Origin of the sequence: Lacibacterium aquatile (assembly GCF_042683105.1) — a bacterium.
Taxonomy (GTDB): Bacteria; Pseudomonadota; Alphaproteobacteria; order Elsterales; family Elsteraceae; genus Lacibacterium; species Lacibacterium aquatile.
This window is the reverse complement of the sequence record NZ_JBHUIP010000003.1, coordinates 472624-493519: the sequence shown is the minus strand read 5'-3', so window position 1 is coordinate 493519 and position 20896 is coordinate 472624. Positions and strand designations below refer to the sequence as shown.

General features: G+C 62.3%; 23 protein-coding genes, 1 tRNA gene and 1 other RNA gene. 15 read left to right on the top strand and 10 right to left on the bottom strand.

Annotated features, from left to right (window positions below; genetic code table 11):
• The first annotated feature begins 38 nt into the window (after positions 1 to 38).
• Complete coding sequence (locus ACFSM5_RS04375) at positions 39 to 440, top strand: metallopeptidase family protein (RefSeq protein ID WP_379875024.1); 402 nt, start codon at positions 39 to 41, stop codon at positions 438 to 440.
• 61 nt (positions 441 to 501) lie between these two features.
• Here ACFSM5_RS04375 and ACFSM5_RS04370 read toward each other — a convergent pair whose 3' ends face one another.
• Genes ACFSM5_RS04370 through nudC form a run of 3 tightly spaced genes read right to left on the bottom strand, consistent with a single transcriptional unit; the run spans position 502 to position 2976 of the window.
• Positions 502 to 1389: an FkbM family methyltransferase gene (locus ACFSM5_RS04370; RefSeq protein ID WP_379875023.1), complete on the bottom strand. Its 888-nt coding sequence runs from the start codon at positions 1387 to 1389 to the stop codon at positions 502 to 504.
• The gene (locus tag ACFSM5_RS04365; protein WP_379875022.1) at positions 1389 to 2012 is read right to left on the bottom strand and encodes a hypothetical protein; all 624 of its coding nucleotides are present in this window, start codon (positions 2010 to 2012) and stop codon (positions 1389 to 1391) included. Before ACFSM5_RS04365 ends, ACFSM5_RS04370 begins: the two co-directional genes overlap by 1 nt.
• Before the next feature lie 52 nt (positions 2013 to 2064).
• The gene (gene nudC, locus ACFSM5_RS04360) at positions 2065 to 2976 is read right to left on the bottom strand and encodes an NAD(+) diphosphatase (protein WP_379875020.1); all 912 of its coding nucleotides are present in this window, start codon (positions 2974 to 2976) and stop codon (positions 2065 to 2067) included.
• Between the two features lie 83 nt (positions 2977 to 3059).
• Here nudC and ACFSM5_RS04355 point away from each other — a divergent pair, with 83 nt between their 5' ends.
• The gene (locus tag ACFSM5_RS04355) at positions 3060 to 3881 is read left to right on the top strand and encodes a dienelactone hydrolase family protein (protein WP_379875019.1); all 822 of its coding nucleotides are present in this window, start codon (positions 3060 to 3062) and stop codon (positions 3879 to 3881) included.
• Here the strand turns inward: ACFSM5_RS04355 and ACFSM5_RS04350 are convergent.
• Positions 3878 to 4015: a hypothetical protein gene (locus tag ACFSM5_RS04350; RefSeq protein ID WP_379875018.1), complete on the bottom strand. Its 138-nt coding sequence runs from the start codon at positions 4013 to 4015 to the stop codon at positions 3878 to 3880. The genes ACFSM5_RS04355 and ACFSM5_RS04350 overlap by 4 nt on opposite strands.
• 59 nt (positions 4016 to 4074) lie before the next feature.
• Complete coding sequence (locus ACFSM5_RS04345) at positions 4075 to 4431, bottom strand: VOC family protein (protein WP_379875017.1); 357 nt, start codon at positions 4429 to 4431, stop codon at positions 4075 to 4077.
• 98 nt (positions 4432 to 4529) lie between these two features.
• On the opposite strand from ACFSM5_RS04345, the gene ACFSM5_RS04340 reads away from it, so the two are divergent.
• The 7 genes from ACFSM5_RS04340 to ACFSM5_RS04310 all read left to right on the top strand — a co-directional run bounded on the left by ACFSM5_RS04340 (position 4530) and on the right by ACFSM5_RS04310 (position 9223).
• Positions 4530 to 5405, top strand: a complete 876-nt coding sequence (locus ACFSM5_RS04340) for a LysR substrate-binding domain-containing protein (RefSeq protein WP_379875016.1) — start codon at positions 4530 to 4532, stop codon at positions 5403 to 5405.
• Positions 5402 to 5740, top strand: coding sequence for a hypothetical protein (locus tag ACFSM5_RS04335; protein WP_379875015.1), 339 nt, complete (start codon positions 5402 to 5404; stop codon positions 5738 to 5740). The genes ACFSM5_RS04340 and ACFSM5_RS04335 overlap by 4 nt, the downstream gene beginning before the upstream one ends.
• A 101-nt stretch (positions 5741 to 5841) precedes the next feature.
• Positions 5842 to 5940, top strand: an RNA gene (gene ffs / locus ACFSM5_RS04330) — signal recognition particle sRNA small type.
• Between the two features lie 32 nt (positions 5941 to 5972).
• Complete coding sequence (locus tag ACFSM5_RS04325; protein WP_379875014.1) at positions 5973 to 7754, top strand: DNA polymerase III subunit gamma/tau; 1782 nt, start codon at positions 5973 to 5975, stop codon at positions 7752 to 7754.
• A 14-nt stretch (positions 7755 to 7768) separates the two neighbouring features.
• On the top strand, positions 7769 to 8092 hold the full coding sequence (locus tag ACFSM5_RS04320; RefSeq protein ID WP_379875013.1) for a YbaB/EbfC family nucleoid-associated protein: 324 nt from the start codon (positions 7769 to 7771) through the stop codon (positions 8090 to 8092).
• A 16-nt stretch (positions 8093 to 8108) separates the two neighbouring features.
• Positions 8109 to 8705 (top strand): recombination mediator RecR, encoded by a 597-nt coding sequence (gene recR / locus ACFSM5_RS04315; RefSeq protein WP_379875012.1) that lies wholly within the window; start codon positions 8109 to 8111, stop codon positions 8703 to 8705.
• Positions 8706 to 8800: 95 nt separating this feature from the next.
• Positions 8801 to 9223, top strand: a complete 423-nt coding sequence (locus ACFSM5_RS04310; protein WP_379875011.1) for a YciI family protein — start codon at positions 8801 to 8803, stop codon at positions 9221 to 9223.
• Positions 9224 to 9318: 95 nt separating this feature from the next.
• Here ACFSM5_RS04310 and ACFSM5_RS04305 read toward each other — a convergent pair whose 3' ends face one another.
• The gene (locus ACFSM5_RS04305) at positions 9319 to 10479 is read right to left on the bottom strand and encodes a GGDEF domain-containing protein (RefSeq protein WP_379875010.1); all 1161 of its coding nucleotides are present in this window, start codon (positions 10477 to 10479) and stop codon (positions 9319 to 9321) included.
• Between the two features lie 165 nt (positions 10480 to 10644).
• On the opposite strand from ACFSM5_RS04305, the gene ACFSM5_RS04300 reads away from it, so the two are divergent.
• Positions 10645 to 12381, top strand: coding sequence for an ATP-binding protein (locus ACFSM5_RS04300; protein ID WP_379875009.1), 1737 nt, complete (start codon positions 10645 to 10647; stop codon positions 12379 to 12381).
• Here the strand turns inward: ACFSM5_RS04300 and ACFSM5_RS04295 are convergent.
• On the bottom strand, positions 12362 to 13264 hold the full coding sequence (locus tag ACFSM5_RS04295) for a LysR substrate-binding domain-containing protein (protein WP_379875008.1): 903 nt from the start codon (positions 13262 to 13264) through the stop codon (positions 12362 to 12364). The two genes, ACFSM5_RS04300 and ACFSM5_RS04295, sit on opposite strands and share 20 nt — an antisense overlap.
• Positions 13265 to 13366: 102 nt before the next feature.
• On the opposite strand from ACFSM5_RS04295, the gene tam reads away from it, so the two are divergent.
• Positions 13367 to 14140: a trans-aconitate 2-methyltransferase gene (gene tam / locus ACFSM5_RS04290; RefSeq protein ID WP_379875007.1), complete on the top strand. Its 774-nt coding sequence runs from the start codon at positions 13367 to 13369 to the stop codon at positions 14138 to 14140.
• Here the strand turns inward: tam and ACFSM5_RS04285 are convergent.
• Positions 14137 to 15684, bottom strand: a complete 1548-nt coding sequence (locus tag ACFSM5_RS04285; RefSeq protein WP_379875006.1) for an ArnT family glycosyltransferase — start codon at positions 15682 to 15684, stop codon at positions 14137 to 14139. The genes tam and ACFSM5_RS04285 overlap by 4 nt on opposite strands.
• A gap of 144 nt (positions 15685 to 15828) precedes the next feature.
• On the opposite strand from ACFSM5_RS04285, the gene ACFSM5_RS04280 reads away from it, so the two are divergent.
• A complete protein-coding gene (locus tag ACFSM5_RS04280) occupies positions 15829 to 17172 on the top strand; it encodes a DNA recombination protein RmuC (protein ID WP_379875005.1) in 1344 nt (447 codons plus the stop codon).
• Between the two features lie 54 nt (positions 17173 to 17226).
• On the opposite strand, the gene ACFSM5_RS04275 is transcribed toward ACFSM5_RS04280, so the two are convergent.
• Entirely contained in the window at positions 17227 to 18246 is a 1020-nt protein-coding gene (locus ACFSM5_RS04275) for a hypothetical protein (RefSeq protein ID WP_379875004.1), read from the bottom strand.
• 305 nt (positions 18247 to 18551) lie between these two features.
• Here ACFSM5_RS04275 and ACFSM5_RS04270 point away from each other — a divergent pair.
• The 3 genes from ACFSM5_RS04270 (at position 18552) to ACFSM5_RS04260 (ending at position 20010) form a co-directional block, all read left to right on the top strand.
• Positions 18552 to 18628 (top strand) — tRNA-Arg (locus ACFSM5_RS04270).
• Positions 18629 to 18754: 126 nt separating this feature from the next.
• Positions 18755 to 19645 carry an ROK family protein gene (locus ACFSM5_RS04265; protein WP_379875003.1) on the top strand — a complete coding sequence of 297 codons (891 nt, stop codon included), beginning with the start codon at positions 18755 to 18757 and terminating at the stop codon, positions 19643 to 19645.
• Positions 19624 to 20010 (top strand): hypothetical protein, encoded by a 387-nt coding sequence (locus ACFSM5_RS04260; protein ID WP_379875002.1) that lies wholly within the window; start codon positions 19624 to 19626, stop codon positions 20008 to 20010. The genes ACFSM5_RS04265 and ACFSM5_RS04260 overlap by 22 nt, the downstream gene beginning before the upstream one ends.
• Here ACFSM5_RS04260 and ACFSM5_RS04255 read toward each other — a convergent pair.
• Positions 20007 to 20870, bottom strand: coding sequence for an ABC transporter substrate-binding protein (locus ACFSM5_RS04255; RefSeq protein ID WP_379875265.1), 864 nt, complete (start codon positions 20868 to 20870; stop codon positions 20007 to 20009). The genes ACFSM5_RS04260 and ACFSM5_RS04255 overlap by 4 nt on opposite strands.
• Positions 20871 to 20896 lie beyond the last annotated feature (26 nt).

Sequence of the window (20896 nt, the reverse complement as noted above, 5' to 3'; positions counted from 1 at the left end):
ACTAGCAAGGGCGGATCGCGGGGGGTAAAGTCGCATCCATGATGATGCGTTTCACGACCCCGCCCTCCATTGAGCATCTGGAGCAGATGGCTCGGCAGGCCATGGCGACGATCCCACCCGCCCTCCTCAGCAAGACGGTGGGGGTCGTCATCCAGGTTCACGATTTCCCGGACGAGGAAACCGAGGAGGATATGGGCCTGGAAAGCCCGTTCGACCTGTTGGGCCTCTATCGCGGCGTTGCGCTGACAGCCAAGAGCTTCAGCGATGTGCGCGCCGAACCGGACTTCGTTTATCTCTATCGCCGCCCGATTCTCGACTATTGGTGCGACACGGGCGAAGACCTCGAAGATATCGTGCGCAACGTGCTGATCCATGAGATCGGCCATCATTTCGGACTGTCTGACGAGGATATGGAGCGTCTGGAGAACGAGGCAGACTGAAATCGGCCTCGGATAGGCCTCGCATCAAGTGCGGGGTGACGACCCAAGAAATCTCGCTCGCCTACCGCCGAACGTAGATGCTGTTGCTCTCGTCCGAAATCATCTCGTCGTAATGCTGTTCCAGAATGGCCCGGCACTGCTGAGTCGCCGCGACGAGTGCCGGTATTCTGCTGAATTCAGGATGACAGTCAGCCGTTTCGATGATGACAGCCTTGGGCTGCCAGATGGCCAGATCGATCCCGCGCAGGGCCTCGACCTCATGGCCTTCGACATCCAGGACCAGCAGATCGAATAGTTTCGGCGCCCCAGACCGCTCAAGCAGAGCCCCCAAGGGCTGAGTACGGCAGGACTGACGCTCGGCACTCACGAAGTCCGCAAAACCCGGCAGCGTCTCCAGCGCATCCTGAAGTTCGACACTGGCCGAGGAAGAATAGGCCGCGAGCCTCAGCTCGATCTCCCCCTCCCGATCCGACAGAGCCCGATGCACGACGCTGACGCCGGGGTTAGGCGCATGGCGGATCTGGCACAGACGGTGAAACTCCGCGACCGGCTCCACATAGATGCCGCTCCAGCCAAGGTCGGCCAGAAAACTTGTGTTGCTGAAACTTTCTCCGTCAAAGCCCCCGGCCTCGACAAAGAACCCCTCGCGCCGCAAGCCGAACAGATCCTCATAGATCGCCGCGCAGTGGGAGATCTGGCAATTATAGGGGGGACGGTAGAAGCCGCGCTCGTTGATCTGGGCCAGCACATGGGGGCCTGGGATCAATCCGAGTTCGCGCGCCAGCAAGGCAATATTGGGATCGGCCGCAATAGCATTCGGTGCTTGGCTGAGCGTCGCCTGCATCCAGGCACGGGCGCGACCCATATCCCCGGCCATGACCTCCTCCAGCAACGTTAGGATCCGCCGGACATGGTCGATATGTCCGGCTTCAGCCTTATCGGATGCCATCAGGCGCGGATATCGGCCGCCGATCCGCTGCCCGAGATTGCCTTGCGCTCAAATTCCATCTGCGTGCGCAATCCGTCGAACAGCACACTGAAACGCGGCGCAACGCCCTTGGCATCAGCCTGGGCCTGAACAGCCTCAGCGGCCTTCTTTTCCGACATGGCGGCCGTGAACAGGTCTCCCAGTTCGGTGTGGCGGGTGATGAGATTGCGAATTTTTTCCTTCTGAGGATGATCGCCGATCACCTGCAGCGTGCCGGTGGCCGAGACGCGGAAACTGGCATCCTGGGGATTACTGATGCCTTCGTCCTGGCAGAGATTGCCGAACACGCCTTCGAACACGGCAAGTTTTTCCTGGTAACTGGCCTGCAGCTGTTGCCCCAGCGTCGGGTCCTGTTCCAGCAGCTTGCCACCAAGACCGCTACCCAGGGTCGCCAGCGTATCCAGTTCCTTCAGGGAAGTGCGCGATGCAAAGCGATCCGTCAGCTCGCCCTTCTGTTCGCCTTGGACCGAGCGCAGAACGGCAACGAAATCGGTCGATTTCTTATCGCCGCTTTCAGTTGCTTTCTGCAGCGACAGGCCTTGGGTGGCAGTCGTCTGTTCAAGGGTCTTGGCATCGAGACGCATGGGTAATCCCTCCAAATCTTCGAAGGGATATCAGCAAGCAGCGTGCCAAAGCCTAGCGCCCGGCGATCCAATCCTCGATCAGGCGGCGGGCGATACTGTCGCGCCGGGGCAGATGGCCGCCCAGTTCCTCGCCGCGCGCCAGCTGATCGCGGGTGAACCAGCGGGCATCCTCCAGCTCGGTCTTATCGACCTGGATGGTTTCGGTTTCGGCCGCAGCGAAGAAGCCGACCATTAGCGAGGAGGGGAAGGGCCAGGGCTGAGACGAGTGATAGGTAACGCCCCCGACACGGATGCCCGATTCCTCCATCACCTCGCGGATGACGGCCTGTTCCAGGGTTTCCCCCGGCTCGACAAACCCCGCCAGCGTCGAATACATGCCGGGCGTCCAGCTTGCCTGACGGCCCAGCAGGGCGCGGTCGCCGCGATGGATCAGCACGATCACGGCCGGGTCGGTGCGCGGGAAATGCTCCACCCCGCAGGCAGCGCTGGAACAGCTCAGCACATGGCCGCCCTTGGCAAAGATCGTCGGCGATCCGCAGTTGCCGCAAAAGCGATGGCGACGCTGCCAATAGGCAAGCCCCCGGGCATAGGCGAGCAGCGCAGCCGTCTCCCGATCCAGCAGCACGGCATGCTGACGCAGTTCGGCCCATTGGGCATCGGGACTGAGCGCCGTCAGCCGCTGGTTCGCTGCCGCCTCGTCCAGGTCGGACATATCGGACATGAAATAGCCGATGCCCCCCACCTCGCCCAGGAAAGCCGAGACCCCGCCCTGCCAGTTTCCGGCTTCCAGCATCAGAGGGAGCGGCACCTCGCCCGCCAGGAAAGGACTGCGCCCCTGCCAGACAGGTAAGATGCGTGCATTAGCGCCCCACAGGCCGATATCCAGGATCGGCGTGGCGCGGCGGTGGGCCGCGCGGTCGAGGGACAGGTGGACGTAGGAATTCTGTTGCCAGCGGTCGATCATGATGGCGACACCCTGCCATGAGGTTATGGACGCGTAAATGGCTCGCCTTGACGGGCGCCATTTTACAGTCGCTTGATCAATCCATGCGATGGATCGTTTACACCCTTTTCTTACTTTTGACTTTGCCGACTGCAGGCATCGCGCGAGAGCGGCTGGCAATTCCGTCGGGCGACCGGGAGCCAGCCAATCTGACTGCCTGGCTGGAAAAACCCGTGGGTACCGGGCCTTTTGCTGCCGTGGTTCTGCTCCATGGCTGCGGCGGGATGTACACCCGCACGGGTGAGATCAACGACCGCCATCTGCAGTGGGAGAAAGCCCTCATAACCGAAGGGTATGCCGTCCTGCATCTCGACAGTTTCGGGTCTCGTGGCATCCGCCAGATCTGCACGGTCAAGGAGCGCATCATCCGGGCATCGGGGGATCGCCGCCTGGACGCCTATGCCGCCCTGTCCTATCTGCGCACGCGGCCGGAAATCGATCCGGCACGCATCGCCCTCATGGGCTGGTCGAATGGCGGATCGACCCTAATGGCGGCAATGGAGCGAGACAAACGCACGCCGACGCCCTCTTTTAAGGCCGCCGTGGCTTTCTATCCCGGTTGCCGCCCCAATGTGCGGCGTTCCTATGATCCCGAAGGGCCACTCCTGATGCTGCACGGGGCGGATGACGATTGGACACCGCCGGCCCGCTGCCAGGAAATGGTTGCCGCGCTTCGGGCGAAGGGGACCGTGATCGAGGCGGTGGAATATCCGGGCGCCTACCATGACTTCGACTGGCCGGGGCATCCCCTGCGGGTCCGCCAGGGTGTGCGGACGGACAGCGGCACCGCCAAGGCAGGAACGAATGAGCCAGCACGCCTCGATGCTCTGAGCAGGGTTCCCACTTTCCTGCGGCGGCATCTTTAGCAGTTGAACAGCCTTTGCCACCATCCGGCGAAGATACGGGCGATGGAGAAACGCGGACGGAAGGGGGGCGTATCCATGCCGGAACGAGCAAGATCGCGGGTTCGGGACAGGCCCGTCTGTGTCCAATATTCCATAAGCTAAGCCCTTGGATCATAAGCGAATTCAATGCGATTCCCGCTAGGCTCGGTCAACATCATGTGGATTTTTGGCCCAACCCCCGAGGGCTCCGGCGGGAATTCGATGCGACACCGGGCCAGTCAGCCAACCGCCGATAAAGCGCCCGCAGGGCGTCAAGGCTTGTCACTTTGAGGGCAAGATGGTGCAGACCCACGGCATGTTTACGATCAAACGGACGCGCCGCCTCCGGATCGACGGCCCGCCACAGCGTGACCCGCGTCACCCCGTCGCTGACGAAGGAGGCCGGGTACTCCGGGCGTTCGCCCACGACACTCCATCCCAGGGCGCCGCAGAAAAAGTCTCTGCTGGCGCCGAGGTCACCGACGGTAAGGCCGACATGGTCGACCCCACTGGTCCAAATCCGTTCGCTCATCCGTCTGCTTTCCTAGCTATTCCGGGAGCAATCATGGTCGAATCGTTAGTTCTGAAAAATCGAATTATCTCTAATTTAAAATTCGATATGATCGAATTATGATCAGCTTCGACCCCGACCATCTCCAGACCCTCGTGGCATTTGCCGAAACGGGCTCGCTGTCTCAGGCAGCCCGGGTCATCGGGCGCACGGCATCGGCAGTCACCACCCAGATGCAATTGCTGGAACAGCGCGCAGGCACGCCCCTACTGGCGGTGGCGGGTCGCAAGCGGGTGCTGACTCCGGCGGGTGAAACGCTGCTTCGGCACGCCCGCCTGATCCTCGCCGCCCATAGCGAAGCGATGGCCGACCTCGCGGGCCGCACCATCGCGGAGCCGATCCGCCTGGGCCTGACCGAGGATTTTGCCGAAAACGAGCTACACCGGATTCTGGCGATCTTCGCGGCAGATCATCCTCAATCGCGTCTCGATCTGCGGGTCGGGCGATCGACCGAGATCCTGACGGCCATGCGCGATGGTCAGCTCGATGTGGTTCTTGCCAGCCGCAACTTCGACGGCGGGCGGGAAATCGCTACCCTGACCGAACCTTTGCGCTGGTTCGTGGGAGCCGATTTCCGCCTTCCGCGCGGGGAGGATGTGCCGCTGGCGCTGCTTGATGCGCCCTGCACCTCCCGGTCGTCGGCTTTGAAGGTGCTGGAAACCTCGGGGCATCGCTTCCGTATCGCCGCCTCCAGCCCCAGCCTTGCCGGGGTGCGCGCCTCGGTGCGGGCCAATCTGGCCGTGACGGCCCGCGTCGCACGCTGGAGCGGCCCGGATATCCGCTTTGCGGGTCCCGAGCTGGATCTGCCCCCGCTGCCGCCCGCGTCCTATTCGATCCGCCTACGCGATCCTGACTTAAAACCAGCGCGCCAACTGGCCGACGTGATGATCAACTGCCTTGCCGCCGAACCGCTTCTCCAGGGATCTGTCGCATGAAATACGCCTGTCTCGCCGCCCTGCTCCTCGCCCTGCCCGCCCTGGCGGAGGAAGCCCCCAAACCCTTGACGGGCACCTATGAAATGGGCAGCAAGACCATCCTCGATCCACCGCCCTCGGAAAAGATCGACACGGTGCGCTTTCATATCACCGGCAAGACGGCTGCCGATATGTGGAAGGCCATGCCCGCTAAGCCGAAGTTCGACGAATGCATCGGCATGGATATGAAGACGGCAAACAACCTCGTCTGCCAGGAGAATAGACCGGGCGACTATATGTGTTTTGTCGGCATCAATCTGCGCACAGGCGCAGCGGTGGGGGCTGTCGTCTGTTAAACGGACTCATGAGTCAGATAGATCAATCGTACAAAAATGATCTATGAGACTCATGATTCGTCCCTTGCACCCATGAGCAAAAACGCCGATATATCGCGGCGGGAGGCTGGCAGCGGGCGGACCCCTTGCCAACCTGGTCAGGTCCGGAAGGAAGCAGCCACAACAAGTTTCGGTCCGGGTCGTTTGTTTCAGTCTCCCACCTTTCCCTAAAGACCCGTTACACTCCGCCGCCATGAGCGAACAATCAGCTGTCGGCGAGTATCGCGTTCTCGCCCGTAAATATCGCCCGCAGACCTTCGCCGATATGATCGGCCAGGAGGCGCTGGTCCGTACCCTGACCAACGCCATCCAGTCGGGTCGCATCGCCCACGCCTTCATGCTGACCGGGGTGCGCGGGGTGGGCAAGACCACCACCGCCCGCATCGTCGCCCGTGCGCTGAACTGCACCGGAGAGGACGGTACCGGCGGCCCGACCCCGATGCCCTGTGGCAAATGCGATGCCTGCGTGTCAATTGCCGCCGACCGCCATCCCGATGTGATGGAAATGGACGCCGCGTCGCGGACAGGCGTCGACGATATCCGCGAGATCATCGACGGTGTGCGCTATCGCCCGATCTCGGCGCGCTACAAGATCTACATTATCGACGAAGTGCATATGCTCTCCAAGAACGCCTTCAACGCGCTGTTGAAGACGCTGGAAGAGCCGCCCGAGCACACGAAGTTCCTGTTCGCCACCACCGAAATCCGCAAGGTGCCGGTGACGGTGCTGTCGCGCTGCCAACGCTTCGATCTGCGCCGCATCGAACCGACGATCCTGGCGGCCTATTTCACCGGCGTTGCCACCAAGGAAGGCTGGACCCTCGACCCCGAGGCCGCCGATCTGATTGCCCGCGCCGCCGATGGCTCCGCCCGCGATGGCATGTCTTTGCTGGATCAGGCAATCTCGCTGTCGACCGGCGGCACAGTCACGGTCGATCAGGTGCGCGGCATGCTGGGGCTTGCCGACCGGCTGCAGGTTTACGACGTGTTCCGCGCGATCATGGCAGGCGAAGTCGCCACCGCGCTCGACCTGTCGGTCGGCATGCATCGCGCCGGTGCCGATCCTACCCAGGTCATCCAGGATCTGCTGGAAGTCTGCCACGCCGCGACCCGCCTGAAGGTAGCCCCTGCCGCCAGCGAAGGCCTGTCGGGCGGCGAACGGCAACTGGCCGAGGAATTTGGCAAGACTCTCTCCGTCGCCAGCCTGTCGCGGGCCTGGCAGATGCTGCTGAAGGGTGCCGAGGAAGTGGGCCGCGCCTCCAATGCCCAGGCTGCGCTCGAGATGGTGCTGATCCGCCTTGGCTATATCAGCGACCTGCCCAACCCGGCCGATCTGCTGAAACGCCTGACCGAAGGCGGCGGCTTGTCCGCCGGTGGTTCTCCCGCCCCCAATGGCGGTGGCGGTGGTGCTCCGCGCATGGTCGTCCATCAGGGCGGCGGCAGTGCGGCAGTGGCACGCGCCCTGCCGCAATCGGCACCAACCGCGCCCAATCCGCAGACCTTTGATGACGTGGTTGCGCTGTTTGGGGCCATGCGCGAATCCCAGATCCGCGTCGATCTGCTGAACCATGTACGGCTGGTGAAGTTCGAGCCGGGTCGTATCGAATTCGAGCCCAGCGAGCGTGCCAGCCGGGATCTGGCGGGCCGGGTCTCCAACCGGCTGACCGAATGGACCGGCCATCGCTGGATCGCCATCGTTTCGGGAAGCGCGGCCAGTGGCATAACTCTGCGCGAACAGGCCAATGTTTCCGATGGCGACCGCCGCAGCCGCATTCTGGCCTTGGCCCTGACGCAACGTATTCTGAGCGAACTCGGCGGCAATGCCGACGATATGCAGGTCAAACCCTATGACCAGCACGCTTTCGACCGCGAGGTCTTGGTAGCCGTCCCGGACGCCGGGGATACGGATGCCGATCTCGATTATTCCGTTGAGATCGACGCCGACAGCGACGATTTTCTCGACTCCACTTTCTAAAGGGACAGGCCCCGATGAAAAATCTCGCCGGCATGATGAAACAGGCCCAGCAGATGCAGACCCGCATGGCGGAAATGCAGGCAAAGCTCGACCAGACCGAGGTTGAAGGCAAGTCTGGCGGCGGTCTCGTCACCGTTCTGGTCACCGGCAAGGGCGACCTCAAGAAGATCAAGATCGACAAGTCGCTGGCCGACCCCGAAGAGGTCGAAGTGCTCGAAGATCTGATCCTGGCCGCCTTCAACGACGCCAAGACCAAGGTCGAGTCGCAGATGCAGGCCGAAATGGCCCAGCTGACCGGTGGCCTGAAGCTGCCGCCGGGCATGAAGCTGCCCTTCTAGGACCTGCGCTTTCCCTGTGAAGCCCGCCTCTGAAATCGAGCGTCTGATCCAGATGCTGTCGCGCCTGCCGGGCCTTGGGCCCCGGTCGGCGCGACGGGCAGCGCTGCATCTTGTCAAAAAACGCGACACCGTCCTGCTGCCCCTGGCCGACGTCATGCGGGCTGCGGGTGAAGCGATCAAGCCCTGCCGGACCTGCCATAACCTCGACACCTCCGACCCCTGCCACGTCTGTTCGGACAGCAGCCGCGATCTGGGCCTCGTCTGTGTCGTGGAACAGGTCGGCGATCTCTGGGCGCTGGAACGGGGCGGCGCCTATCGCGGGACATACCATGTCCTTGGAGGGGTGCTTTCGGCCCTCGATGGAGTGCGGCCGGAAGATCTGGCCGTCGATAGTCTGCTGGCCCGCGCCCGCGACGGTCAGGTGCGCGAAGTGATCCTGGCCCTCAATGCCACCGTGGATGGCCAAACGACTGCCCACTACCTCGCCGACCTGCTGCATGGGGCGGGCATCGCCGTCACCCGGCTGGCCCATGGCGTCCCCGTGGGGGGCGAACTCGACTATCTGGACGATGGCACTTTGGCTGCCGCTATGGCCGCCCGGCGGGTCCTTTAAAAAAAATTCTATGTCGATGTCGGCACCGCTAACGGGTGTTCGTCCTTAGGGCAAGACAGGCTGTTGTGGCCGTCAAAGCACGAATGGAGAAGACAATGCGTGTCATGGTTCTGGTTAAAGCCACCGCCGACAGCGAAGCGGGCACCATGCCCCCGGCCGAATTGTTCGAGGCAATGGGGAAATTCAACGAAGAGCTGATCAACGCCGGCGTCATGCAGACGGGTGACGGGCTGAAGCCGACCGCGCATGCCAAGCGGATCGCCTTCGACGGCCCGAACCGCACCGTGATCGATGGTCCCTTCCCGATCGTCAATGAACTGGTTGCCGGCTTCTGGATCTGGACCGTCAAGGATACGGACGACGCCGTCGCCTGGGCGAAACGCTGCCCCAACCCGATGATGGGGCCGAGCGAACTGGAAATCCGGCCCTTCTATGAGATGGAGGATTTCGCCCAGATGCTCACGCCTGAGCTGATCGAACAGGACGCCAAACTGCGCGAGAAGGCAGCCCAGCGTTAAGCCAGCCCCGCCTCAAGCAGGGCGAAGCCCGGTAGGCCAACGTAAACTGGCCTCAAGTAGGGCAAAGCCCGATAGGCCAACACAAAAAACCAGCGTTAGCTGGCGACAACCACGCGGTTGCGACCTGCCTGCTTTGCCTGATACAGGGCGCGATCGGCAGCACCATAGAGCTTTTCGAGATGGATCGAAGGCCCGCTGCCCATCGCGATCCCGATGCTGACAGTCGCCATGAGGGGCGGGGTCGCGCTGATGGGCATCGCCCGGCCAGACCAGGCGGTCCGCACACGCTCGGCCACCTGGATCGCCTGCTCGATTTCGGTCGCGGGCAGCAGGATCACGAATTCCTCGCCGCCATAGCGCCCTAAAATATCCTGTGCGCGCAGCCCGTCCCGAACCCGCGCGACAAACTCCTTGAGCACCGTATCGCCTGCCGGATGGCCATAGGCGTCATTGATCTGTTTGAAGTGATCAAGGTCCGCAACCAACAGGCAGAGCGGCTGACCGGTGCGGCGTGCACGCTCCGCCTCCACTTCCCCCATCTTGTCCAGGGAGCGTCGGTTATAGACCTCGGTCAGGCTATCCAAGGTGGCAAGCTTATCCAGACGCGCATGCAGACGGGCGATGGTCAGCAGCAGGAAGGAAGCGCTGGACGTGATGCTGGCCAGGATCCCGGTCAGGAAATAGAAAATGACCGGCCCACTGTTGGAAAACACCGTATCCACCCCGAAGCGGTAGGCGTTGATCATGCGGAAAATGGCGAAGACGCACAGCAGTGCAAAAACTACGGCGATGACGACCGCGGGTCCGATCAGACGCCCGCGCGCGCCCCGAACGGCGGCATAGGCCGATGCAGCCGTAATGAGGATCGTCCAGGCAGTTGAAACCAGGGTGCGCACCGTAAGGCTGGCATCGACCACATAGACCCCGACAAACAGCACACACCAGGCGCCCGTGATCAGGAACGGCAGCCGGTAAGGATTCTTCACGTCAAAGAACCGACGCATGGCGACCCAGACAAAGGTCTGCCCTGTCATAGCGATCACATTCGCCAGCGGGATCGACACCCAGTCGGGGATATATCCCCGGCCATAGAGCAGCAGAACGCCCAAACCCGCCATCGTCGAGCCGATGCCCCAGTCGAGCAGACTGACATCCGCCTTCATCCAATGGGAGACAGCCAGCATCGTCGCGCCGATGAAGAGCGCGATGAGTCCGAACAGGAAAAAGATCGTTCGTATGTCCAACAATTCCAACATAAGGCCGACTTTCCCTTAACTGCCCTCAGAACACAATCCTCCGTATGCTTGAAAACAAACCAAGCCCCCTCTTCGGACATGTCAGATTTGCGAGGGGCGCGCAGTCCAACTTGGGTCTAAACTGCGAACGGTTCCTAACGAACCGCGGAAAAGAGGACGAGTTACGTGCAGGTTGTGGGCGCTCTCACGCAATTATTGCTGGAGTTGTGCGGCTTATTTGTCGCGCTTTTGCTGGTGCGCGTGCTGCTGGACCGCCTACCAACCCAGGTGGGCCGGTTGCTCTATGGTTTTTGCCTGGGCGGCGCTGCTCTGGTCGCCCTTATCAACCCGGTGAACTTAGGTTCCGGTGTGATCGCCGACGTGCGGACATCGATCATCACCGTCGCCGCGATGTTCGGTGGCCCCGTGGTCGGTATCATCCCAGCAGCAATGACATCCGCCTACCGTTTTTATCTCGGCGGCAATGGTGTGCTGGCAGGAATCGTCGGCAATTTAGGCGCTCTGTTGATCGGCCTTACGCTGTATCATCTGACCATCGCGCGGCAACTGCCCATCCGCTTGCCACATCTGGCCATCGGTGCTTCCGGTCTTGGTGTCGCCCTGCTTTTGGCGTTCACCTTTTTGCCATTCAACATCGTATTTACGACGATGGAAGCCTTCGCTGGTCCTGTGATCCTGATGAATGTATTAGGCGTGTTTATGTTGGGCGGCCTTTTGCTGCTGGACGAACGTCGACGCGAAATGGCGATACGATTGGCAGCTGCGGAGTCTGAGGCTCGCTCGACATCCGAAGCCAAGAGCCGTTTTCTCGCCCTCATGAGCCACGAGATCCGCACCCCAATGACCGCGATCATGGGGATGGCACGCCTGTTATCTGAGGAACCGCTCGGCGCCCGCCAGATGGAATTCGTGCGTGCGCTGCGCTCGGCGGGCGACAATATGATGACCCTCCTGAACGAGGTGCTGGACGTCAGCCGCCTGGAGGCAGGCCGCGTCACCATCCAGAAGCACTCTTTCGAGCTCATCGAACTGCTGAACGACCTCAAAGCGCTCTATACACCGCAGGCGACCGCAAAGGGTCTGGAATTTCGCCTTGAGCTCCCAACACGCAGCGCCCTCTGGCTGTCAGGAGATGCGATCCGGATTCGACAGGTGCTTTCCAACTTGCTCAACAATGCGCTGAAGTTTACGACGTCAGGATCAGTCACCCTCTGCTGCACGATGAGCAACGAGGATAGCGAGACACCGACCCTGCGCTTCTGCGTCCGCGATACCGGAACCGGCATTCCACCCGAGAAGCTGGATACGCTTTTCACGCCTTTCCTGCAGCCGGACACCCCATCCCGGAACCGGCGCCTGGGCAGCGGTCTTGGGCTGGCGATCAGCCGCGACCTTTCGAAACTGATGGGCGGTACGCTTGGCGTCAGCAGCATCGTCGGTGTCGGATCGGAATTCTGGCTGTCGCTCAGCCTGCCGCGCACCCAACCGGTTGCTCAGCTGTTCTCCGAGCCTATGGGCGGTGGCCGCCTGCGCATCCTGCTGGCCGAGGATGTCCCGGCAAATCAGATGCTGCTGCGCGAGGTGCTGACCCGGTCCGGCCATATCGTCGATATCGTCGGCAACGGCCGAGCGGCCGTGGATGCCGTGCGTCGACAAGGCCCCTACGACCTTGTGCTAATGGATAGCCATATGCCGGAAATGGACGGGCTGTCGGCGACCCGCGCGATTCGGCAGTTGCCGGCCCCTCCCCCGGTTGTCGCCATGACCGCCGATACGTCGATCGAGGCGCGCCACGCGCTCGAAGACGCCGGCGTCAACGACATCCTGCCCAAGCCAGTTCCCTGGCCCGATCTGCTGGCGATGGTTGCCCGTTATTCGACCCTTACGCCGTCGGTGGCATAGCGGCGCCGATAAGCCAGTCCCGGAGCTTCAGAAAAGCCGATCCACCCGCCGCCTCGGGACGATAGAGCAGACACCAGGCGCCGCCCTTGGGAAGGCTCAGGGCAAAAGGCGCTATCAACCGCCCCGCCTTAAGATCATCCGTGACAAAGGGGCGGCGCGCCAAGGCTACGCCAGCGCCATCCAAGGCGGCCTGAAGCGCAAAAGCATGAAAATCGAAACTCAGGCTGGACGACGGCACCATCGACCCTAAGCCAGCGGCAGATAGCCAATCGCGCCATTCGCCGGGGGCATGCCGAACCTCCAGCAATGTCTCCCGAGCCAAATCCGCCATTGTCTTCAGACGAGCAGCCAGACCGGGTGCGCAGACTGGGAAGAGATCGGCGGTAAAGAGTGGATCCGCCATCAACCCCGGTTCGGGTTTACTGGGATCATAGAGGCGTACGGCGGCATCGACCCCATCGGGCAGAGGCGATTGGCTCTGCAGCTCACGCACTGCCAGAGTTGTCGAAAGCCGCACCTCGCATTCAGGGTGGGCGCGCTGGAAATCCGGCAGCCGCGGGATAAGCCAGCGCATGGCGAACGTCGGCCCGCAGCCCAGCGTAATCTGGCGGGCATCGGTTTCATCTAGGATCGCCGTCGCCGCCGCGATCCTGTCAAAGGCATCCGAGACGGCGGGGAGATATCCCATGCCGCGCGGGCTAAGGCTCAATTGATTACCTCGCCGCTCGAACAGAGCCACGCCCAAGCGTTCCTCCAGGCTTTTGACCAGCTGACTGACCGCTGTCTGCGTCACATTCAGCTCATGAGCTGCCGCCGTGAAGGACTGATGGCGGGCAGCGGCTTCGAAGGCCTTCAAGGCGTTGAGGGGCGGGAGTCTACGCATCCTTTATTCATAAGTTTTTCTAGGTTTCAAAATCAACTCTTCCCGTTTGTGGAAAGCGTAGCCGGAGCAGAATATATCGCCCATATCAACAAGGAGCTCACCATGTTCGCCTGGGACGCCCAACAATATCTGAAGTTTTCCGACGCTCGGACCCGCCCCGCCGCCGAACTGCTGGCGCGTGTCGCCACCCAGGCACCGGCCAATGCCATCGACATCGGCTGCGGTCCCGGCAATTCTACCGAACTGCTGGCCGCCCGCTGGCGTAAGACCCAGATCGTCGGGCTGGACAGCGACGAAGCGATGCTGGTGCAGGCCCGCAAAGACTATCCCGACTTCCGCTTCGAGCAGGGCGATATCCGCACCTGGGCGACAGACGGCAGCGAGCGCTACGACGTAGTCTATGGCAATGCCGTGCTGCAATGGGTCGGCGGTCACGAGACACTGTTCCCCGACCTTTTGAAGCGGCTCAATCCCGGCGGTACGCTCGCGATCCAGATGCCGCGCAATTTCCAGGCACCGAGCCATGTGCTGATGCGCAAGGCCGCGGCCGAAAGCCCCTATGCCGCCCGGCTGGAGAATGTACGGGAGCTGAACGATGTGCCGGGGCCGAGCTACTATTACGATCTGCTGACGGACAAGGTCGCGACGCTCGATATTTGGGAGACCGAATATACCCAGGTCATGCCTGCGGTCGATGGCATCATCGATTGGGTGAAGGGCAGCGGTCTGCGCCCGTTCCTCGCCCGGCTGGGGCCCAACGAGCAGGCGGATCTCCTCGCCCGTTATCGTGCCGAACTGACCAAAGGCTACCCCCAGCAGGTAGATGGCAAGGTACTGTTCTTCTTCAAGCGCATCTTCATCGTCGCGACGGTTTAAGGCCCTTCATATTTCCAAAGCCGCCAGAACCCTAGATCGGCGTGCAGCTTCCAGCCGTGCACGCCGGGATCAGGGCCGAGGTATTTTTCGACATAGTTCGGCCAGTCGGCAAACCAATGCACGTTATTGGCTTTGAGATATTCCCACATGCGATCCTGATAAGGGATCGCCGCGCGGTTGACCTTGCCATCCACATTGACGGTCGCCTTGCGGAAATAGCCAAGCGTGCCGGTCTGCCCGGCGGCCACAGGCTCATCCTTGGGCACATGGCGGTCGATCAGCTCGATCTGCTGCCAATAGACCGTATCCACATGCAGGGTGCGCCCCGTCTGGGCCAGACCGGCGGAGATCAGCGTCGGTAGCGCCAGAAGGGTCAGCACCAGGGCTGCCTTACGCCCCGCCGTCATCGCCCAGGGGGCCACCAGCCAGGCAAACGCCACAGTCGCCAACAGCGCCGTCGGGAAGAGATAGCGGTAATAGAACCAATAGGCGATGAAGCTGAAGCCGTAATAAAGGCACAGGACCAGCAGGGCCGCCGCCAATATCCCGCCGAACATCAGGGTGCGAGCGCCCTTATCGTCGCTGATCCAGAACAGGTTCCGGGCCTTGGCCGCCCGCCAGAGCGCCCGGATCAGCAGCACGCCGATGGCCGCCCGCAGGATCGATAGCACGATGCCATCGCCAAACATCTCGTCCAGCTTGCCGAGCCAGAGCTGCGGCATCGAGGTTACACCCAGCGCCCAGAAGATCCAACGCAACCGCCTCTCATCCACCGCCCAGGCCTGCTGCGCCGTGCCGCTGGTCGGCATCAGGCGGCCGAATTCGACGTAATTATAGATCCACCAGGGGGAGGAAACGGCGAGCGCCACGACCCCGCACAGACCGACACGGAACGCGGCGGGCCAGAAGCCCCGGCGTAAGTCCGCCAGCCCCTGCACGGCGCAGAAAAGCGCAACGAAGATCGCCGCGTCGATCCGGGTCAGCACCAGCAACCCCAGCAGGATCCCCATCACCGCAGGCCCGGCGGGGCGACGCCAGATCCCAAGCTGATAAACGCGCCAGCAGGCGGCATAGACCAGCATCAGGCAGCCCGTCTCCAGCCCGTTGAAATGGTGCATGAAGGTGAGGAAGCCAGACAGATATAGCGTGATCGCCAGCCAGCGGCGCGTCGTGCGTTCGGCAGCACTTCCAGGGGCGACGTCCGCAGCAATCGCGCCCAGCAGGAAAGCGGTGGCTGCCCAGATGACGGCAGAAATACCGAGGACAATGCGCACCGCCATCGCCTCATTCCCGCCGGTCACCCAATAGGCAGCAGCCTCGATGAAGGTGAATAGCGGCTGGAAACCGTTGGTCGGCTGCACGCCGTCGACCGTCACACCGATCCCCGCCGCAACCGAGCGCGCGACCGCCAGGCTGTAATAGCTGTCCTCCGTCAGCGGCGTAGCGAAGACGCTGGCCTCCGGCCGGAACGCCAAGGCGGCACCGGCCAATAGCAAAACCAGGATCAGTCCACGGATTTCAATCGGCCAGTCGGCAAGGCGCATGACGAGAACTCTTTGAGAACATTTTCTTGTAAAGCGCCCTATCCTTCCGCCAGGATCGCGGCAGGACGAAGGTCGCTCTTCCCTTATGTCCTGTTATTTCAGATGAACCGCCCAGAAACAACTTAAGCCCGAGACATCTTCGCCATGGCCCCGCTTGATCCCATCGCCCTCGCCCTGATCTGCGGCGCCCTGCTTGTCGGAGCGCTGGTCGGCTGGCTGTTTGGCCGCATGGGCCGCACCAGTGACCCGGCAATTGTCGAGCGTCTGCAGCAGACCGACCGGGATCTGGGGGACGCTAAGGCCGAAGTAGCCGAATGGCGGGGCGAGGCGATCCAGGCCAAGACCCTGCTGGAAGCCGAACGCCGACAGTCGGTCGAAAAGCTGGCCCTGATCGAAAAAACCCGCGATCAGCTGTCCGATCAGTTCAAGGCGCTCTCCGCCGAGGCGCTGGGGCGGAACAATGAAGCCTTCCTGAAGCTGGCTGAGGAGAACCTGAAGCGCTTCCAGGAAGCCGCCAAGGTCGACCTCGATCAGCGCGGCACCGCCATCGCCGCCCTGGTGCAGCCGGTGGGCGAAACCCTGGCCAAGATGGACGGCACCATCCGCGAGATCGAAAAGGCCCGCGAAGGGGCCTATGGCGCCCTGCGTCAGCAGGCGGACACGATGCAGCAGATGTACGCCGCCCTGCGCTCGGAGACCCAGAATCTCACCAAGGCCCTGCGCGCGCCGCAGGTGCGGGGCGCCTGGGGCGAAATGCAGCTGCGCCGGGTGGTCGAGCTGGCTGGCATGCAGGCCTATTGCGATTATCAGGAACAGGTTTCGGTCGATACCGACGATGGGCGTCTGCGCCCGGATCTGATCATCCGGCTGCCGGGCGGCAAACAGATCGTCGTCGATGCCAAAGCCCCCCTGTCGGCCTATCTCAATGCCACCGAAACCAGCGACGACGATCTGCGCAAGACCTTCCTGGTCCAGCATGCGGCCCAGTTCCGGGTCCATATGAAAGCCCTGTCGGAAAAACGCTATTGGGAACGCTTCAAGGATAACTCGCCGGAATTCGTCGTGATGTTCGTACCAGGCGAGCATTTCTTCGCTGCCGCCCTGGAGCATGACCCCTCGCTGATCGAAATGGGGGTGGAGCAACGGGTGATCCTGTCGACCCCCACCACCCTGATCGCTCTGCTGCGCGCCACCGCCTACGGCTGGCGGCAGGAAAAGATCGCCGAGAATGCCCGCTCCATCGCCGCCCTGGGGCGCGAGCTGTATGAACGGCTGGCAACGATGTCCGAGCATATGGAGAAAGTCGGCAAAGGTCTTGGGCGCGCCGTCGACTCCTATAACCAAGCCGTCGGTTCCTTCGAAAAACGCGTGCTTGTCAGCGCCCGGAAGTTCCGAGATCTGGAAGCCACGTCGGAAGGCAAGCTGATCGAAGAATTGCCGCAGATCGACCTGCAGCCCCGGCCGCCCCAACCGGGTGGAGAGGGATAAAAAAAAAACCCCGCGGCAACCGCGGGGTTTTTTCTTGGGTAGTATTCCGGCCGACTAGCGGACGAACAGCTGAACTTCGTTCGATTCGGCAGTGGCGGAGCTGGTCGCCGACAGATTCACGCGATTGGGCGGCAGCCCCATGTCGGTCAGCGAGCGCAGCACCTGTTCGGCCTGACGGCGCACGGTGGTGGATGCCAGGGCGGAACCACCGGCTGCAGCACGGGTCGGAGCAACAGCCACGAGGTCGAAGGTCGCATCCGGACGACGCTCCAGCGCCTGACTGACGGCGTTATAAAGCGCCTGATCATACTGGACGTTCGAGCGGTCGAAACGGATGGTCACCAGCGGGCGACGCTCCATCTGACCGGCAATGGCGTTATTGGCAACCTGCTGCGGCGCTGCGGGCGGCAGACCGAAACCGGCGGACCGGCTGGCCAGCGAACCGCCACCAAAGGCCTCACCCGTCTTGATCGCAACCGACAGAGCGGTGAGGTTACGACGCTCGGCAGCGATATAGGCCGACTGACGGGCAACATCGTCGCTGATGTCCGACAGCAGACGTTCGACCGACACCTGACCGCGATTCACATCGTCCTGCAGGCGGGCAAGCGCCCGGTGATCCTCTTCGAGCGCACCCGACAGGCTGAAAGCAGCACGGGTGGCATCACCCAGATAGGCGGCGTAGGCAGCATCCGAGGCGACGACGGTCGACAGCTTATTGAGGCGACCAACATCCTCGTTCATGCGATCCAGCGAGCCCTGGGCCTCGTTCCACTGGGCTACCAGGACCGGATTGCCGGGAGTCGAGCCCGACTGGAGGCGCGCATTCATGGCGGCGAGCGTCGCGAAATAGCGCTGCGACTGTTCCAGGTTGCCCTGACGCACGGCCTGCAGAGCAGACTGGCGTTCGCCAAGGCGGCTGGTCAACCCGTCAAGATCAGTGCGCAGCTGGCGGGCCTTTTCCCCCACGAGCGTATTGCTCGGCACGGATACCGATGCAGCACCCGGCACGGATACTTGAGCAGTTTCAGGCGCTTGGCCCGCACAACCCGCAAGACCGGCAGCGCTAATCACCAAGAGGGCGTTCCGTAACGTCGAGAGCATGTTCCCTAATGACCTTCCCGGCGGCACCGCAGCATTGGCAGCGGCCATCGCTGTGGTTGTACGAAGTTTGGCACAAATTTGGCGAGAGAGTACCGGAAGAACCCAAGACTTTCCAAGCGCAAATCGGTCCCTTGTTAACAGGTTTGTCGACATGCCCGTCAAGTGTTGTATCGCGGCGTGAAAATAGGGCTTGCACACTCCCATCAAACCCCCTATACACCCGGCCCACGCCGTTGCGGTTCCAAACTGCAGCGACGGGATGAAGAAAAGGCGCTGCGCTCGTAGCTCAGCTGGATAGAGCACCAGACTACGAATCTGGGGGTCAGGAGTTCGAATCTCTTCGAGCGCGCCATTTCTCCAATAAAGCAGCCGCCCGGCCATTAGGCCCTGGCGGCTTTTTTATTTTCATCTCCTTGCGTCCCTTATCGCCGCTGCCTATCGTCGCGCCCGACCTTTTTAATCGGGGATGGCTTTGAAGATGCGGATCGGGATCGATTTAGGCGGCACCAAGGTGGAAGCGATTGCCCTCGACACGGACGGCAGCGAGCTGATCCGCCGACGGGTTCCGACCCCCTCCCATGATTATCGCGCCATCATCGATGCCATCGCCGAGCTTGTCCGGGGCGTGGAAAAAGATCTGGGCCGCACCGGCACCGTCGGCGTCGGCATCCCCGGCACCATCGAAGCCGTCACCGGCCTTGTGAAGAATGCCAATACCGTCGTCTTGAATGGCAATCCGCTGGACAAGGACCTGGGCGCCGCCCTGGGACGTGAGGTGCGCGTGATGAATGATGCCAACTGCATGCTGGCCTCCGAAGCGGGGGATGGCGCTGCGGCGGGCGCCAGGGTCGCTTTCGGCGTCATCATCGGCACCGGCTGCGGCGGCGCGGTCGCCATCGACGGTCGCCCCCTGGTGGGCGCTAATGCGATTGCAGGCGAATGGGGACACAACCCCCTACCCTGGGCGACGGACGACGAGCGCCCCGGCCACTCCTGTTATTGCGGCAAGTCGGGCTGTATCGAGGGCTTCCTGGCTGGACCGAGCCTCGCCCGCGACCATGGCACCGGCCAGAAGGCGGCCGAAATCGCCGCCGCCGCCGAAGCAGGCGATGCCACAGCCGAGGCCAGCCTGCAGCGCTACGAGGATCGGCTGGCGCGTGCCCTCACCACCATCATCCATGTCCTGGACCCGGATGTGATCGTGCTGGGCGGTGGGGTGTCCAATCTGAAACGCCTCTATACCAATGTGCCGCCGCGCATCGAAAAGCTGATTTTCGGCGGTGGCCCGCTGCGCACCCGCCTAGTGCAATCCAAGCATGGCGATTCGACCGGCGTGCGTGGTGCGGCGTGGCTCTGGCCAATCGCCTGACGACACCCCATATAACGGGCATGCGCTCGCTGGCCCTTCTTCTGCTGCTCACCGCAGCCACTGCAGCACTGCCCCCCGCAGCACTGGCCCAGACCTACTGGGATCCGGCGGCGCCCGCTGGTAATCCAGCCTCTTCTCTCACCCCGCCATCCTTCGGGGCGATCACGCCGCCGCTTGATCGCAATACCAGCGACCGGCTGAACACTGGGATCGGCAATTCCCAGTTTCAGCAGCAGTTGCTGCGCCCGCAGCCGGGCGCCAGTTGGGAAGAGCAACGGCGGATGGAGGTGGAACGGGATCGACTGCGCGCCGAACAGGCCCGCATCGAAAGTGAGCGCCGCCGCCTGGATCCGACGCGCCCTTAGTCCTTTTCGTAAAGGGCTATCGCTTCAAGCCCATGCAGCTTCGCCGACGTCTTGAGGCGCCCATCCCCCTTCACAGTCGCTACGAATTGTTCGACACGCCCTAGCCAGTCGGGAGAATTCTTCGGCACGGCATAGCCGTAGTTGGAAACACCGACGGCCAGACGCGGTTCGATGACGCGCGCCCAGTCATATTCCATCTCGACCCGGCGGCTATAGGCATAGTCGGTGGCAAAAGCGTCCGCACGGCCTGACAGGACTTCTTCTTCGCGGGTGTCGGTCGCCTTCAGGACCATCAGACGCGCCGAACGCAGAGCTGCGCGGAAATAATCCTCCATCACGGTTCCCGCTGTCACCGCCAGCACGACGCCGGGCTTATCTATATCGTCCCACGACCGGATCACCGTGCTGGCCTTGGGCGCTACCAGCACGATGGAGGAACGCAGATAAGGCCGGGTGAAATCGACACGGCGCATGCGCTCCTGGGTGATCGACACCGCCATCATCGCCACGTCGCATTTATCGCCCTCCAGCGCTGGAAGAAGCTGGGTGAAGCTGATTTCCACATATTCCAGCCGCACCCCAAGATCGCGGGCGAATTCCTTGGAAAGATCGATATCGATTCCGCGCAACAGGCCGTCGCGCGGATTACGGTAAGTCACCGCATAATATGACGGCCAGATACAGACCCGCATCACGCCACGGGCCAAAACACGCGCCAGACGATCCTCTGCGGCCTGTACTACACCTGCGCACAAGATTGACACCAGAACGAGCGTCGCGCCTAGTAGACGGAGAAAGGGCTGGTTCGCATCGGCCATCATCGGGTCCATCGTTTTGGCAAAGGCGCCGTGAAAGAGCATAACAGCCAAACCGCCCTCCCTGACAA

Excerpts from the sequence above, each read along its gene's own strand:
- ACFSM5_RS04325 (WP_379875014.1), top strand. The coding sequence starts at position 5,973 with ATGAGCGAACAATCAGCTGTCGGCGAGTATCGCGTTCTCGCCCGTAAA.
- ACFSM5_RS04370 (WP_379875023.1), bottom strand. The coding sequence starts at position 1,389 with ATGGCATCCGATAAGGCTGAAGCCGGACATATCGACCATGTCCGGCGG.
- ACFSM5_RS04310 (WP_379875011.1), top strand. The coding sequence starts at position 8,801 with ATGCGTGTCATGGTTCTGGTTAAAGCCACCGCCGACAGCGAAGCGGGC.
- ACFSM5_RS04335 (WP_379875015.1), top strand. The coding sequence starts at position 5,402 with ATGAAATACGCCTGTCTCGCCGCCCTGCTCCTCGCCCTGCCCGCCCTG.
- ACFSM5_RS04285 (WP_379875006.1), bottom strand. The coding sequence starts at position 15,684 with ATGCGCCTTGCCGACTGGCCGATTGAAATCCGTGGACTGATCCTGGTT.
- ACFSM5_RS04340 (WP_379875016.1), top strand. The coding sequence starts at position 4,530 with ATGATCAGCTTCGACCCCGACCATCTCCAGACCCTCGTGGCATTTGCC.
- ACFSM5_RS04350 (WP_379875018.1), bottom strand. The coding sequence starts at position 4,015 with ATGGAATATTGGACACAGACGGGCCTGTCCCGAACCCGCGATCTTGCT.
- ACFSM5_RS04295 (WP_379875008.1), bottom strand. The coding sequence starts at position 13,264 with ATGCGTAGACTCCCGCCCCTCAACGCCTTGAAGGCCTTCGAAGCCGCT.
- ACFSM5_RS04375 (WP_379875024.1), top strand. The coding sequence starts at position 39 with ATGATGATGCGTTTCACGACCCCGCCCTCCATTGAGCATCTGGAGCAG.
- ACFSM5_RS04365 (WP_379875022.1), bottom strand. The coding sequence starts at position 2,012 with ATGCGTCTCGATGCCAAGACCCTTGAACAGACGACTGCCACCCAAGGC.
- nudC (WP_379875020.1), bottom strand. The coding sequence starts at position 2,976 with ATGATCGACCGCTGGCAACAGAATTCCTACGTCCACCTGTCCCTCGAC.
- tam (WP_379875007.1), top strand. The coding sequence starts at position 13,367 with ATGTTCGCCTGGGACGCCCAACAATATCTGAAGTTTTCCGACGCTCGG.
- ACFSM5_RS04305 (WP_379875010.1), bottom strand. The coding sequence starts at position 10,479 with ATGTTGGAATTGTTGGACATACGAACGATCTTTTTCCTGTTCGGACTC.
- ACFSM5_RS04280 (WP_379875005.1), top strand. The coding sequence starts at position 15,829 with ATGGCCCCGCTTGATCCCATCGCCCTCGCCCTGATCTGCGGCGCCCTG.
- ACFSM5_RS04345 (WP_379875017.1), bottom strand. The coding sequence starts at position 4,431 with ATGAGCGAACGGATTTGGACCAGTGGGGTCGACCATGTCGGCCTTACC.
- ACFSM5_RS04255 (WP_379875265.1), bottom strand. The coding sequence starts at position 20,870 with ATGCTCTTTCACGGCGCCTTTGCCAAAACGATGGACCCGATGATGGCC.
- ACFSM5_RS04265 (WP_379875003.1), top strand. The coding sequence starts at position 18,755 with ATGCGGATCGGGATCGATTTAGGCGGCACCAAGGTGGAAGCGATTGCC.
- ACFSM5_RS04355 (WP_379875019.1), top strand. The coding sequence starts at position 3,060 with ATGCGATGGATCGTTTACACCCTTTTCTTACTTTTGACTTTGCCGACT.
- ACFSM5_RS04320 (WP_379875013.1), top strand. The coding sequence starts at position 7,769 with ATGAAAAATCTCGCCGGCATGATGAAACAGGCCCAGCAGATGCAGACC.